The following is a 15571-nucleotide window of genomic DNA, read 5'->3' as shown; positions in this document are numbered from 1 at the left end:
TTTATCGCTAGAATGGCGCGGGTTCCTTTCCCAACTTCGACCGTCGATCATGGCAAATCCAGCAAGCATCTCCTCCGAACTCGCCAGGGCCCTGGAACAGGCCCGCCGTGGCGTTGCCCAGGGCACGCTGCCGCTGGTCGACCTGTTCCAGGTGACCCACGAGCTGCACCAGAACGGGCACCAGGACACGGCGATCCAGCTGTATCGCGACTGGCTGGCCGGGCCGCCGTCGCCGCTGGCCTATGCCGCCTGGTTCAACCTGGCGATCGCGCTCAATGCACGCGGCGACAGCGCCGGGGCGGAGTCGGCCTACCGCAGCGCCATCGCGCACCATCCGCGCTTTTCCGAAGGGCACCTCAACCTGGGCACGCTGCTGGAACGGACCAAGCGCCCGCAGGAGGCGCTCGATGCGTGGCGCGTGGTGGTCGGCTATGCGGATCCGGCCAACGCGGCGGAGCGCGCGTTCCTGGTCCAGGCACTGAACAATATCGGCCGGCTGCTGGAGATCCAGCGCGATTACCCGGCCGCCGAGGATGCCCTCACGCGCAGCCTGCACCTCGATGCGCGCCAGCCGGACGTGATCACGCACTGGGTGCACCTGCGCCAGAAGCAGTGCAAGTGGCCCGTGTTCAGCAGCAGCGCCAGCGGCGTGCCCGAGGCCGAGCTGATGGCCGCCACGTCGGCGCTGGGCATGCTGAGCGGTTCGGGCGATCCGGCCATGCAGCTGGCCTCGGCCCAGCGTTTCGTGCGCGACAAGGTGATCCAGGATGTGCCGCAGCTGTCCGGCCCTGCCGGCTACGAACACACGCGCCTGCGCGTGGGTTACCTGTCTTCAGACTTTTGCTCGCATGCGGTATCGATCCTCACCGCCGAGCTGTATGGCTTGCACGACCGCGCCCGCGTCGAAGTGTTCGGCTTCGACTGGAGCAACGACGATGGCTCGCCGCTGCGCGCCCGCGTGGTGGCCGGCTTCGACCAGCATGTGCGCATCCATGACCTGACTGACGAAGAAGCGGCGCGGCTGATCCGCTCGCACGAGATCGACATCCTGGTCGACCTGCACGGCCTGACGCTGGGCGCGCGGCCCAACATCCTGTCGTACCGGCCGGCGCCGGTACAGATCACGTGGCTGGGCCTGCCGGGTACCACGGCGCTGCCCCAGGTCGACTACGTGATCGCCGATCCGTTCGTGCTGCCGCCCGAGCTGGAGCCCTACTTTACCGAGAAGCCGCTGCACATGCCGCGCACCTTCCAGGTCAACGACCGCGAACGCCGGATCGGCGCGCGCCCCACCCGCGCCGGCTGCGGCCTGCCGGAAGAGGCGTTCGTGTTCTGCGCCTTCAACAACAACTTCAAGATCACCCAGGAGATCTTCCAGACCTGGATGGCGATCCTGCGGCGCGTGCCGGACAGCGTGCTGTGGGTGGTGGGCGACAACGAACAGGTGCGCACCAACCTGGCGCGCCAGGCCGAGCTGGCCGGCGTGCCCGCCAGCCGGCTGCACTTCGCCGACCGCGCGCTGCCGGCGGATTACCTGGCGCGCTTCCAGGTCGCCGACCTGTTCCTCGATACGATCCCGTTCAACGGCGGCACCACGGCCAGCGACGCGCTGTGGGCCGGCCTGCCGGTGCTGACCTGCTCGGACCGCACGTTCTCGTCGCGCATGGCGGGCAGCCTGCTGCGCGCGGCCGACCTGCCGGAACTGGTCACCTTCAACCTGCGCGACTACGAGGAAAAGGCGGTCAGCCTGGCCGGCGACCGGGCCCGCGTGGAAGCGATGAAGCGGCAGCTGGTGGACAACCGGCTGAGCTGCGCGCTGTTCGATACGCCCCGCTTCGCACGCGACCTGGAAGACGCGTACGAGCGCGTGGCGCTGGGCCGGCGCGTGGCGGCGCCAGCCGCCGAAGCGGCACCGGCCACGGTGCGCCTGCCGCTGGTCTCCGTGCTGATCGCCGCCGGCGAGGACTGCGGCAGCGAGGCGGTGCTGCAAAGCCTGGGCACGGCGCTGGCCCAGCAGGGCTGGCCGCGGCTGGAAATCGTCATCAGCGATGCGTCGCGCGGCGAAGCGCTCGGCGAAGCGCTGGAACCGCTGCTGGGCCGCAGCGCGCAGCTGCGCTACCTGCGCGCGCCCGGCCTCGACGCGGCTGCCAACCTGCAGAACGCCTACCGGTTCGCCCAGGGCGAATTCATCGCGCTGCTGCCGCCGGGCGACCTGTTCCACCCGCAGAAGCTGGCGGTGATGATGGGCTACATGGCGACCCAGCCGAACGTGGGCATGGTTGCCTCGTGGACCCAGCAGATGGATGCACAGGGCAACTACCTGGCGCCGGCACAGGGCAACGGCCCGCTGTACCCGAACGAGACACGCATCGGCGGCCGCTCGCTGGGCGACCTGATGCTGGCCAACAGCCAGAATATCGCCGGCGGCCCTGGCGGCGTGCTGTTCCGCAAGGCGCTGGCCGGGCCGCGCTTCGGGCATTTCCTGGGCCGCGACTATACCGCGTTGCCGGAAGTGGCCACCTGGCTGGCGGTGCTGGCGCAGGCCGACTGCGTGTACCTGCCGCAGGCGCTGAACTATGCCGCGGTGCCGGCATCGAAAGGCCTGGACGGCCGCATCGCGGCGCAGGTGGAATGGCTGCAGTTGCTGTGCGACGCGCACCAGCAGGATGTGTATGCGCGCAACCGCGCCCTGCTGCATGAATCGCTGACCAGCAAGCTGGTGTCGGCGCTGATGTTCCTGTCGGCCACGCACGAAGAAGTCAAGCGCGGCGCCTACGAGCTGGAACGCATCCACGCCGTGGTGCGGCAGGCGAACACGATCCTGCTCGCCCCGTGATGGGCGAGCTCAGGGCCCGGGGCTCCAGGCTCCAGGCTCCGGGCTCCGGGCTCAGGGCTCGCGGATCGATTCGTCCAGCGCCCGCGTCAGCGGCCACACGATGTAGGACAGCACGGAGCGCTTGCCCACCACGATTTCGGCACTGACGGTCATGCCGGGCAATAGCCGTATGCCGGTGGGCATGTTGCGCAGCTGGCCCTTGAAGGTCACGCGGCCCACGTAGAAGGCGTTGGTGCCCTCGCCCGCCGCGACCTGTTCGCGCTTGAACGAATCCTGGCTGATGGTGCGGATCTGCCCGTCGAGGGCGCCGTGCTTCTGGAAGGGAAACGCGTCGAACTTCACGTGCACCGGATCGCCCCGCTTGAGCTGGCCCACGTCCATCGAGTCGATCTCCACTTCCGCCTCCAGGGGCGCGTTCAGCGGCACCAGCACGAACATCTGCTCGGCGCCCTGCACCACGGACCCCTGCGATACCTTGCCCACCTCGAGCACTACCGCATCGGCGGGGGCGCGCAACTGCACCAGCTCGCGCCGTTTCTCGGCCTTGGCCAGCTGCTCGCGCAGGCCGTCGCGTTCCCGCGAGGCGCTCAGCAGGTCTTCCAGCGATTTCTGCCGCCAGCCCTTGTCGAACGCGGCACGCTCGGCCTGGGCGGAGGCCAGCTCGCGCGACATCTCGATATCCTTGTTGCGCGACAGCGTGGCCTGGCGCTCGACTTCCAGCCGGCGGTCGCGCGCTTCGAGCAGGTGCATGCGCGCGCCGAAGTTCGCTTCGATCAGGCTTTGCTGCATCGACTCGATTTCGCGCAGCGACTTGACGCGTTCGACCAGCACCTGCTCATCGCGCCGGTTGGTCTCGATACTGGCTTTCAGGCGGGCGATGTTCTCGTCCAGCTTGGTGCGCTGCGCATCGTAGTTGGCCTGGCGCTCGGCGGCCAGGCGCGCCTGCAGCGCGGCATCGGCATCGCTGGCACCGGCTACGCCGGCCGCGCCATTGAGTTCCGCTTCCAGGCGCCTGACCTGGGTTTCCAGGCTGAGCAGCCGCACCCGCAGCTGGGCATCGTCGGCCTGTGCGAAGGTGGGATCGAGCGTCGCCAGCAGCTCGCCTTTGCGGACCACCTGGCCCGGGCGCACGCCGATGCGCTGCACGATCGAGGTATCGAGCGGTTGCACCACGATGTTCGATTCCGGAGTGACCAGGCGGCCATGCGCCACCACCACTTTCTCCACGCTCGACAGCGCGGCCCACGCGAGGAACACGGCCAGCGCCGCGACCAGCAGCCAGATGGTCATGCGCAGGTAGGGCGGCAGCGGATCGCGTTCGATCGCGTCCGCATCCGGCAGGTACTCGATCTCGGTCCTGTCCTGCTTCAAAGGTGACTTGTTTGCTGGTTCCATAAGTGCTGGTATGTATCGCTGCTTTGAAGCAGTTGCTCATGGGTGCCCGAATCGACCAGCCGGCCGCGCTGCATGACCAGGATGGAATCGGCGTTGACGAGCGTGGAGAGCCGGTGCGAGATCATGACGACCGTGCGGCCGATGGCGATCTTCGACAGGTTCTTGATGAAGATCGCTTCGCTTTCCGGATCCAGCGCGCTGGCCGCTTCGTCCAGGATCAGGATGCGCGGCTTGGCCAGCAGCGAACGGGCGATCGACAGCCGCTGCTTCTGGCCGCCGGACAGGTTCGACGCATTCTCTTCCAGCAAGGTATCGTAGCCCTGCGGCAGCCGCTCGATGAACTCGTCGGCGCCGGCCGCGGCCACCGCTTCCATCACTTCCTCGAACGTGGCGTCCGGCTTGGTGACGGTGAGGTTTTCGCGCACGGTGCCGCGGAACAGGAAATTCTCCTGCAATACCACGCCGATCTGGCGGCGCAGGTGCGACAGCTCGATCTCGCGGGCATCGATGCCGTCGAAGCGCACGATGCCGTCCTGCACCGCGTACAGGCCCTGGATGACCTTGGTCAGCGTGGTCTTGCCCGAGCCGCTGCGGCCGACGATGCCGACCACGGTGCCGGGCTTGATCGTGAAGGCGGTGCGGTCGAGCGCGTTGGTCTGACCGCCCGGATAGCGGAATGTCACGTCCTCGAACTTGATCTCGCCGTTCAGGATCGGGCGCAGGCCGCCGGCGCCGGCGCGGCCTTCCGGCGCCCGGTTCATCACTTCGCCCAGCATCTTCACGGACAGCGCGGTTTCCTGGTATTCGTTGACCAGGCCGACGAGGGCGATCAGCGGCTGCGTGACACGCTGCGACAGCATCTGGAAGGCGATCAGCGCACCCACCGTCAGCGTCTGGTCGAACACGCTCTGGGCACCGATGACGATGATCGTCACCGGCAACAGCTTGCCGAGGAAGTCCGTGATCGTGTTGCCGGCGATCGACACGCGGCCGACCCGGTAGTGCATGGTGATCGATTCGGCGGAGCGCTGGTCCCAGTCGCGGCGCTGGTTCGGCTCGATCGCCAGCGCCTTCACCGTGCGCATGCCGTGGATGGTTTCCACCAGCATGGCCTGGCGCATGCCCTCGGCCTTGTACAGTTCCTGCAGGCGCCGCTGGAACGGCGGCACCATGAGCATGACCACCAGCGCGATCAGCAGCGTGAAGCCCAGCACCAGCATGGCCAGCTTGAACGAATACGAGAACAGCACCGGCAGGAAGATCACCAGCGCGATCAGGTCCAGGCCCGTCATGAACAGGCGGCCGGTGAGGAAACTGCGGATCTTTTCCAGCTGCTGCATGTGGCGCGTGATGATGCCGGCCGTCTGCGTTTCAAAGAAATCGATCGGCAATGCCAGCAGCTGGGCGAAGGTGCGCCGCGTCAGCCGCATGTCGATCTTGTTGGAGGCCGCCAGCGTCAGCATCTGGCGCACATAGCCGAGCACGGCCTCGAACAGCAGGGCCATCACGATGCCGATCGCCAGCACCCACAGCGTGGTGATGCTCTGGTGCGTCAGCACCTTGTCGATCACCAGCTGGAAGAACATCGGCGAGGCCAGCGACAGGATGTGCATGGCGATCGCGGCGATGAAGATGTCGCGGAAGGCCGCCTTCTGCTTCAGGATTTCTGGCAGGAACCAGCTCAGGCCGAACGGCTGGTTGGGGTCGCTCAGCCGGTGCTGCCGCTTGATGAAGATGACTTCGCCGTCCCAGCGCTGGCTGAAGTCGGCACGCTTGACCATGACCACCCCCGGATTGCCGGAGGCGGGATTGAGCACCGCCACTTCTTCCTGCTCGGCCCGCACACCCACGATGATCACCATCTGGCCACCGCTCAGCCGCGCCATCAGGGGGAATACACCGGTCTGGGCGGTCAACCCCTGCCAGCTCAACCGTGAGGCTTTGGCCTTCATGCCGATGTCGGCAGCCATGCGGATGATCAGGTTATTGCCGGGCTCTTCGGCGCCAAGAGCGAACTCGTCGATCAACCGCTCGGGATTGACCGGCAAGCCATGATGCTGCGCGATGGCCGCCAGACACTGGACGGTCGTATGGGGGAATTTTGATTGCATGCGTGGAGGTATGGGAGCGCCTGTGGCGAGCAAATTTACCTGTCGCGATTCTACAGGAGGGCTTGCAGGACCGGCGCAGTATTACCGGTCCGTGCGGGGGTAACGAAAAAAAAGCGGCAGACCGGGGTCATGCCGCTTTTCGCGAGGAGAGCCTTGCGGCCCTCCGGTACTTGCCTTTACTTCGGTGCCGCCAGGTAGCCTTGCGACTGGCCGCGGTTCAGGGCCTTCAGCTCCAGCGCCTCGCTGCCCGCCATCGCGGTCGGCGCACCGACCGGTTTGCCGTTGGCATCGAAGTTGCGCATCGCATCGGCCATGCCGACCGCCAGGGCGTTGGTGGTGGTGCCACCGTCCAGCTTCAGCGAACCCGGCGCAGTCACCGGTTGTGCCGCTGCCTGGTTGAACGCCGACATCGACTGGGCCAGCCCGCTGACATTGCTGCGCAGGTTGGTGGCCGCGGCTGCCGTGGTGCTGAACCACACGTCGGCCATGTCATGCGACTGGCCATCTTCCGTGGTGAAGCCGGACGTCAGGCCGATCGTGTTGCCGTTGCTGTCGATCTGCGTGGTCTGGGCATTCAGGTCCAGCGACACGATGCCACGGTCCGCCAGGCTGGTCAGCTCGCCGGCATCGGTGATGCCGTTGCCGTTGCCGTCTTCCCACACGCTCAGCTTGCCGAAGGCGGTATCGCTGGCGTCCAGCTTGCCGTCACCGTTGCTGTCCAGGTCACGCATTGCCGCATAACCATCTTCCGCCTTGCTGCCGTCGGACAGGGTGGTTGCGCTGCCGAACAGTTCGCCGCCGTCGTTGATCGTGCCGTCGCCGTTACGATCCAGCACCAGCAGGCCATCGCCCTTGCCGGTCCAGCCGGTCAGGTCTTGCGTGCCATCGGCATCCAGGTCGAACCGGGTACCGGCGGTCACGCTGACCGTGCTGATGCCGTTGCCATCGAGGTCCAGCACCACCGGCGTCAGCTGACCCAGTTGTGCCGGCGTCAGCGCTGCCAGCTGCGTGGTGTTCCACGCATTCCAGTTGGTGGACAGTGCCACGATCTGGTTGGTGCTCAGGGCCGTTACCTGCGAGTTCGTCATTGCCGACACTTGCGAAGTGGTCAGCGCTGCGATCACGCCGGTGCTCAGGGCACGCAGGTCTTGCGTTTCCAGTGCTTGCAGGATATCGCTGGAGAACGCGTTCAGCTGCGACACCACGATCGCCGAGGCCTGGCGCGAGGTCAGCGCGGCAACCTGGGTACTGGTGAAGACGTCGAACTGGGCGGAGCTCAGGCCGGCGATCGCCGTAGTACGCAGGGCAGCGATGGCACCGGTGCTCAGTGCGCTCAGTGCAGCCGACGACAGCGACAGCACCTGGTTGCTCGACAGGGCCGCTGCCTGGCCGGTGGTCAGGCCAGCCAGCTGCAAGGTACCTGCCGCGCTCAGCGTCGCCGCTTGCAGGCCACCCAGCTGGGCGCTGGTCAGGACGCCGAACTGCGCACTCGTCAGCGCCGTGACCTGGGTCGAGGTCAGGCCGGCGATGGCTGCCGTCCGCAGTGCACGCAGGTCAGCCGTTTCCAGTGCCTGCAGGGCATCCGAACCCAGCGCCGCAACCTGGCTGCTGGTCAGCGCGCCTGCCTGGGCAGTGGTCAGTGCCGCGATATCGGCGGCGTTGAAGGCCGACGAGCCGAAGGCACCCGCATCGATCGCAGCGATCTGGGCGGTGGTCAGGCTGGCCACTTGCGTGGTCGTCAGGCCGCTCAGTTGCGCGCTGGTCAGCAGGCCGAACATCGAAGCCTTCAGGGCCTTCAGGTCCTGCGATTCCAGGGCCGCCAGGACATCGCTCGACAGCGCGTTCGCCTGGTTGGTGGTCAGCGCGGCAGCTTGCGCGCTGGTCAGGGCAACCATCTGCGTCGTGGTGAACGCATCCAGCTGTGCCGACGTCATGCCCGCAATCGCATTGGTCCTCAGGGCGGCGATCGCGGCGGTGTTCATTTGCGCCAGCGTAGCGGTAGCGATGGCGTTCAGCTGGGCCGACGTCATCACGGCAGCCTGGGCGGTCGACATGCCGGCGATCTGGGTCGACGTCAGCGAGTAGTCCGCACCCATGGCAGCGATTTGCGCGCTGCTCAGGGCGTTCACCTGGTTCGTGCCGAGGAACGCGAACTGCGTCGACGTCAGGCCGGCGATGGCCGCCGTCTTCAGCGCACGCAGGTCGGCCGTTTCCAGTGCCTGGAGAGCATCGGAGCCCAGGGCTGCCAGCTGGCCGCTGGTCAGCGCGCCTGCCTGGGCAGTGGTCAGGGCCACGATATCGGCGGCGTTGAAGGCCGACGAACCGAAGGCACCCGCATCGATCGCAGCGATCTGGGCGGTGGTCAGGCTGGCCACTTGCGTGGTCGTCAGGCCGCTCAGTTGCGTGCTGTTCAGCAGGCCGAAGACCGAAGCCTTCAGTGCCTTGAGATCCTGCGATTCCAGGGCGGCCAGCACATCGCTCGACAGCGCGTTCACCTGGTCGGTGGTCAGTGCGGCAGCTTGGGCGCTGGTCAGGGCAACCATCTGGGACGTGGTGAACGCATCCAGTTGTGCCGAGGTCATGCCGGCGATGGCGCTGGTCTTCAGCGCGGCGACGGCAGCGGTGTTCAGCTGGGCCAGCACAGCGGTAGCAATGGCGTTCAGCTGGGCCGAGGTCATCGCCGCGGCTTGCGCCGTCGTCATGCCGGCGATCTGGGTCGACGTCAGCGAGTAGTCCGAACCCAGGGCGGTGATCTGCGCGCTGGTCAGGGCATTCACCTGGGTGGTGCCGAGGAACGCGAACTGCGTCGACGTCAGGCCGGCGATGGCCGACGTCCTGATGGCACGCAGGTCGGCCGTTTCCAGTGCCTGCAGTGCATCCGAACCGAGGGCGGCCAGCTGGCCGCTGGTCAGCGCGCCTGCCTGGGTGGTGGTCAGGGCCGCGATATCGGCGGCGTTGAAGGCCGACGAACCGAAGGCACCCGCATCGATCGCGGCGATCTGGGCGGTGGTCAGGCTGGCCACTTGCGTGGTCGTCAGGCCGCTCAGTTGCGTGCTGTTCAGCAGGCCGAAGACCGAAGCCTTCAGCGCCTTGAGATCCTGCGATTCCAGGGCCGCCAGCACATCGCTCGACAGCGCGTTCACCTGGTCGGTGGTCAGCGCAGCGGCTTGCGCGCTGGTCAGGGCAACCATCTGGGACGTGGTGAACGCATCCAGTTGTGCCGAAGTCATGCCGGCGATGGCGCTGGTCTTCAGCGCGGCGACGGCAGCGGTGTTCAGCTGGGCCAGCGTAGCGGTAGCGATGGCGTTCAGCTGGGCCGAGGTCATTGCCGCGGCTTGCGCGGTGGTCATGCCGGCCACTTGCGCCGACGTCAGCGAGTAGTCCGAACCCAGGGCGGCGATTTGCGCGCTGGTCAGGGCATTCACCTGGGTCGAGCCGAGGAAGGCGAACTGCGTCGACGTCAGGCCGGCGATGGCCGCCGTCTTGATGGCACGCAGGTCGGCCGTTTCCAGTGCCTGGAGAGCGTCGGAACCAAGGGCTGCCAGCTGGCCGCTGGTCAGCGCGCCTGCCTGGGCAGTGGTCAGGGCCGCGATATCGGCGGCGTTGAAGGCCGACGAACCGAAGGCACCCGCATCGATCGCAGCGATCTGGGCGGTGGTCAGGCTTGCCACTTGCGTGGTCGTCAGGCCGCTCAGTTGCGTGCTGTTCAGCAGGCCGATCACGGAAGCCTTCAGGGCCTTCAGATCCTGCGATTCCAGTGCTGCCAGCACATCGCTCGACAGCGCGTTCACCTGGTCGGTGGTCAGCGCAGCGGCTTGCGCGCTGGTCAGGGCAACCATCTGGGACGTGGTGAACGCATCCAGCTGTGCCGAAGTCATGCCGGCGATGGCGCTGGTCTTCAGCGCGGCGACGGCAGCCGTGTTCAGCTGGGCCAGCGTAGCGGTAGCGATGGCGTTCAGCTGGGCCGAGGTCATTGCCGCAGCTTGCGCGGTGGTCATGCCGGCCACTTGCGCCGAAGTCAGCGAGTAGTCCGAACCCAGGGCGGCGATTTGCGCGCTGGTCAGGGCATTCACCTGGTTCGAGCCGAGGAAGGCAAATTGCGTCGACGTCAGGCCGGCGATGGCCGCCGTCTTGATGGCACGCAGGTCAGCCGTTTCCAGCGCCTGCAGTGCATCCGAACCGAGGGCGGCCAGCTGGCTGCTGGTCAGCGCGCCTGCCTGGGTGGTGGTCAGGGCCGCGATATCGGCGGCGTTGAAGGCCGACGAACCGAAGGCACCCGCATCGATCGCGGCGATCTGGGCGGTGGTCAGGCTGGCCACTTGCGTGGTCGTCAGGCCGCTCAGTTGCGTGCTGTTCAGCAGGCCGAAGACCGAAGCCTTCAGTGCCTTGAGATCCTGCGATTCCAGGGCCGCCAGCACATCGCTCGACAGCGCGTTCACCTGGTCGGTGGTCAGCGCAGCGGCTTGCGCGCTGGTCAGGGCAACCATCTGGGACGTGGTGAACGCATCCAGCTGTGCCGAGGTCATGCCGGCGATGGCGCTGGTCTTCAGCGCGGCGACGGCAGCGGTATTCAGCTGGGCCAGCGTAGCGGTAGCGATGGCGTTCAGCTGGGCCGAGGTCATTGCCGCGGCTTGCGCGGTGGTCATGCCGGCCACTTGCGCCGACGTCAGCGAGTAGTCCGAACCCAGGGCGGCGATTTGCGCGCTGGTCAGGGCATTCACCTGGTTCGAGCCGAGGAAGGCGAACTGCGTCGACGTCAGGCCGGCGATGGCCGAGGTCTTGATGGCGCGCAGGTCAGCCGTTTCCAGTGCCTGGAGAGCGTCCGAACCGAGGGCTGCCAGCTGTTCGCTGGTCAGCGCGCCTGCCTGGGTAGTGGTCAGGGCAACGATATCGGCGGCGTTGAAGGCGGCCGAGCCGAAGGCATCCGCATCGATCGCGGCGATCTGGGCGGTGGTCAGGCTGGCGATTTGCGTGGTCGTCAGGCCGCTCAGTTGCGCGCTGGTCAGCAGACCGATCACGGAAGCTTTCAGGGCCTTCAGGTCTTGCGATTCCAGTGCTGCCAGCACATCGCTCGACAGCGCGTTCACCTGGTCGGTGGTCAGCGCAGCGGCTTGCGCGCTGGTCAGGGCAACCATCTGCGTCGTGGTGAACGCATCCAGTTGTGCCGAGGTCATGGCGGCAATCGCGGCAGTGCGCAGTGCGGCGACGGCAGCAGTGTTCAGCTGGGCCAGCGTAGCGGTAGCGATGGCGTTCAGCTGGGTCGAGGTCAGGGCCGCGGCTTGCGCGGTCGTCATGCCGGCGATCTGGGTCGACGTCAGCGAGTAATCCGAACCCAGGGCGGCGATCTGCGCGCTGGTCAGGGCATTCACCTGGGTCGAGCCGAGGAAGGCGAACTGGGTCGAGGTCAGGCCGGCGATGGCCGAGGTCTTGATGGCGCGCAGGTCAGCCGTTTCCAGTGCCTGCAGGGCATCGGAACCGAGGGCAGCCAGTTGTTCGCTGGTCAGCGAGCCTGCCTGGGTGGTGGTCAGCGCGACGATATCGGCGGCGTTGAAGGCGGCCGAGCCGAAGGCATCCGCATCGATCGCGGCGATCTGGGCGGTGGTCAGGCTGGCGATTTGCGTGGTCGTCAGGCCGCTCAGCTGTGCGCTGGTCAGCAGGCCGATCACGGAAGCTTTCAGGGCCTTCAGGTCTTGCGATTCCAGTGCTGCCAGCACATCGCTCGACAGCGCGTTCACCTGGTCGGTGGTCAGCGCAGCGGCTTGCGCGCTGGTCAGGGCAACCATCTGCGTCGTGGTGAACGCATCCAGTTGTGCCGAGGTCATGGCGGCAATCGCGGCAGTGCGCAGTGCGGCGACGGCAGCGGTGTTCAGCTGGGCCAGCGTTGCGGTAGCGATGGCGTTCAGCTGGGTCGAGGTCAGGGCCGCGGCTTGCGCCGTCGTCATGCCGGCGACTTGTGCCGACGTCAGCGAGTAGTCCGAACCCAGGGCGGCGATCTGCGCGCTGGTCAGGGCATTCACCTGGGTCGAGCCGAGGAAGGCGAACTGCGTCGAGGTCAGGCCGGCGATGGCCGAAGTCTTGATGGCGCGCAGGTCAGCCGTTTCCAGCGCCTGAAGAGCGTCCGAACCGAGGGCTGCCAGCTGTTCACTGGTCAGCGAGCCCGCCTGGGTGGTGGTCAGCGCGACGATATCGGCGGCGTTGAAGGCAGCCGAGCCGAACACATCCGCATCGATCGCGGCGATTTGGGCGGTGGTCAGGCTGGCGATTTGCGTGGTCGTCAGGCCGCTCAGTTGCGCGCTGGTCAGCAGACCGATCACGGAAGCTTTCAGGGCCTTCAGGTCTTGCGATTCCAGGGCAGCCAGCACATCGCTCGACAGCGCGTTCACCTGGTCGGTGGTCAGCGCAGCGGCTTGCGCGCTGGTCAGGGCAACCATCTGCGTCGTGGTGAACGCATCCAGTTGTGCCGAGGTCATGGCGGCAATCGCGGCAGTGCGCAGTGCGGCGACGGCAGCGGTGTTCAATTGGGCCAGCGTAGCGGTAGCGATGGCGTTCAGCTGGGCCGAGGTCAGGGCCGCGGCTTGCGCCGTCGTCATGCCTGCGACTTGTGCCGACGTCAGCGAGTAATCCGAACCCAGGGCGGCGATCTGCGCGCTGGTCAGGGCATTCACCTGGGTCGAGCCGAGGAAGGCGAACTGGGTCGAGGTCAGGCCGGCGATGGCCGAGGTCTTGATGGCGCGCAGGTCAGCCGTTTCCAGTGCCTGCAGGGCATCGGAACCGAGGGCAGCCAGTTGTTCGCTGGTCAGCGAGCCTGCCTGGGTAGTGGTCAGGGCGACGATATCGGCAGCGTTGAAAGCAGCCGAGCCGAAGGCATCCGCATCGATCGCGGCGATCTGGGCGGTGGTCAGGCTGGCGATTTGCGTGGTCGTCAGGCCGCTCAGTTGCGCGCTGGTCAGCAGGCCGATCACGGAAGCTTTCAGTGCCTTCAGGTCTTGCGATTCCAGGGCTGCCAGGGTATCGCTCGACAGCGCATTCACCTGGTCGGTGGTCAGCGCGCCAGCTTGTGCGCTGGTCAGGGCGGCCATCTGCGAGGTGGTGAAGGCATCCAGTTGTGCCGAGGTCATGCCGGCGATCGCGCCAGTGCGCAGTGCTGCGACGGCAGCGGTGTTCAATTGGGCCAGTACGGCGGTAGCGATGGCGTTCAGCTGGGCCGAGGTCATTGCCGCGGCTTGCGCGGTGGTCATGCCGGCCACTTGTGCCGACGTCAGCGAGTAATCCGAACCCAGGGCGGCGATTTGCGCGCTGGTCAAGGCATTCACCTGGGTCGAGCCGAGGAAGGCGAACTGGGTCGACGTCAGGCCGGCGATGGCCGAGGTCTTGAGCGCACGCAGGTCAGCCGTTTCCAGTGCCTGCAGGGCATCGGAGCCGAGGGCGGCCAGCTGTTCGCTGGTCAGCGAGCCTGCCTGGGTGGTGGTCAGTGCAGCGATATCGGCGGCGTTGAAAGCAGCCGAGCCGAAGGCATCCGCATCGATCGCGGCGATCTGGGCGGTGGTCAGGCTGGCCACTTGGGTGGTCGTCAGGCCGCTCAGTTGCGCGCTGGTCAGCAGGCCGATTACCGACGCTTTCAGTGCTTTCAGGTCTTGCGATTCCAGGGCTGCCAGGGTGTCGCTCGACAGCGCATTCACCTGGTCGGTGGTCAGCGCGCCAGCTTGTGCGCTGGTCAGGGCGGCCATCTGGGAGGTGGTGAACGCATCCAGTTGTGCCGAGGTCATGCCGGCAATCGCGGCAGTGCGCAGTGCGGCAACGGCAGCCGTGTTCAGTTGTGCCAGTGCGGCGGTAGCGATGGCATTCAACTGGGCCGAGGTCAGGGCTGCGGCTTGCGCGGTCGTCATGCCGGCCACTTGCGCCGAGGTCAGCGAGTAGTCCGAACCCAGGGCGGCGATTTGCGCGCTGGTCAGGGCGTTCACCTGGTTCGAGCCGAGGAAGGCAAATTGCGTCGAGGTCAGGCCGGCGATGGCTGCCGTCTTGATGGCGCGCAGGTCAGCCGTTTCCAGTGCCTGCAGGGCGTCCGAACCAAGGGCGGCCAGTTGTTCGCTGGTCAGTGCGCCTGCCTGGGTGGTGGTCAGTGCCACGATATCGGCGGCGTTGAAGGCGGACGAGCCGAGCACGCCAGCATCGATCGCGGCGATCTGCGCGGTGGTCAGGCTGGCTACTTGCGTGGTCGTCAGGCCGCTCAGCTGCGTGCTGTTCAGCAGGCCGATCACCGACGCTTTCAGTGCTTTCAGGTCTTGCGATTCCAGGGCAGCCAGCACATCGCTCGACAGCGCATTCACTTGGTCGGTGGTCAGCGCGCCAGCTTGCGCGCTGGTCAGGGCTGCCAGCTGGGTGGTGGTGAGCGCATCGAGTTGTGCCGAGGTCATGCCGGCCAGCGCGCTGGTCCTGATGGCCGAAATCGTGCTAGTCGTCAGTTGCGACAGCACGGCGGTGGACAGGGTGTTCAGTTGCGACGAACCCAGGCTTGCAGCCTGGGCGGTGGTCAGGCCTGCCGCATGGCTGGCCGTGATGCCGCCGGACAGGATCGAGCTGTCCAGGCCGGCGATCTGCGCGGTCGTCAGCGAGCCCACTTGCGTCGAAGTCAGTGCCGTGAAGTGGCTCGAACCGATGGCATTGAGCGCATTGGTGGAAATCGCGCGCAGGTCGGCGGTTTCCAGGACTTTCAGGTTGCTGGTCGTCAGCGCGGCGACTTGCGTGCTGGTCAGCGCGCCGGCTTGTGCCGTGGTCAGGCCCGGCAACGCGACAGAATTGAGCGCGCCGATGTTGGTGTTCGTGAGGGCACGGATTTGAGCCGAAGTCATCCACGACAACTGGCCGGCCGTGATGACCTCCATGTCTGCCGTGGTCAGGCTGTTAGCGATAAAGTTGGTGCTTAGCGCCTGGATGTCGGCCGACGTGGTAAAGCTCTGGATGATGCTCATCTGTTTCTCCCTGATGACTTCGATGCTGCGGAATTCTTAGTTAATAAATGGCCGGACTCTGTGTCGGCATTCCTGAACGTGACCGTCGATCCCGGAGCATTACCGCGAACCGCACGAACCAGATGAGCCACTGCTTGCTGCTGTAGCGTCAAACAACCCCGGAACTTTAGATCCGCGAGGCAACATTCACGTCAAATATTTCGCCTGGGCACTCGTCTTGCTATTACTTGCACGCAACAAGATTTCATGCCCTCAACTTC

4 protein-coding genes are annotated in these 15571 nt (G+C 66.4%); 1 reads left to right on the top strand and 3 read right to left on the bottom strand.

Annotation, left to right across the window (positions count from 1 at the left end; translation table 11 throughout):
- Nucleotides 1-49: 49 nt before the first annotated feature.
- On the top strand, nt 50-2836 hold the full coding sequence (locus EYF70_RS30270) for an O-linked N-acetylglucosamine transferase family protein (RefSeq protein ID WP_165497822.1): 2787 nt from the start codon (nt 50-52) through the stop codon (nt 2834-2836).
- Nucleotides 2837-2887: 51 nt separating this feature from the next.
- Here EYF70_RS30270 and EYF70_RS30265 read toward each other — a convergent pair whose 3' ends face one another.
- From EYF70_RS30265 to EYF70_RS30255, 3 genes are all read right to left on the bottom strand, one after another.
- A complete protein-coding gene (locus EYF70_RS30265) occupies nt 2888-4207 on the bottom strand; it encodes an HlyD family type I secretion periplasmic adaptor subunit (protein WP_229420628.1) in 1320 nt (439 codons plus the stop codon).
- On the bottom strand, nt 4204-6342 hold the full coding sequence (locus tag EYF70_RS30260; RefSeq protein WP_131148693.1) for a peptidase domain-containing ABC transporter: 2139 nt from the start codon (nt 6340-6342) through the stop codon (nt 4204-4206). The genes EYF70_RS30265 and EYF70_RS30260 overlap by 4 nt, the downstream gene beginning before the upstream one ends.
- A gap of 176 nt (nt 6343-6518) precedes the next feature.
- Nucleotides 6519-15311: a beta strand repeat-containing protein gene (locus EYF70_RS30255; protein ID WP_131148692.1), complete on the bottom strand. Its 8793-nt coding sequence runs from the start codon at nt 15309-15311 to the stop codon at nt 6519-6521.
- Between the last annotated feature and the right edge of the window lie 260 nt (nt 15312-15571).

Origin of the sequence: Pseudoduganella albidiflava (genome assembly GCF_004322755.1) — a bacterium.
GTDB classification, from domain to species: Bacteria; Pseudomonadota; Gammaproteobacteria; order Burkholderiales; family Burkholderiaceae_D; genus Rugamonas; species Rugamonas albidiflava.
Note: the sequence above shows the minus strand (reverse complement) of the source record. Positions and strands in the feature narration are given on the sequence as shown.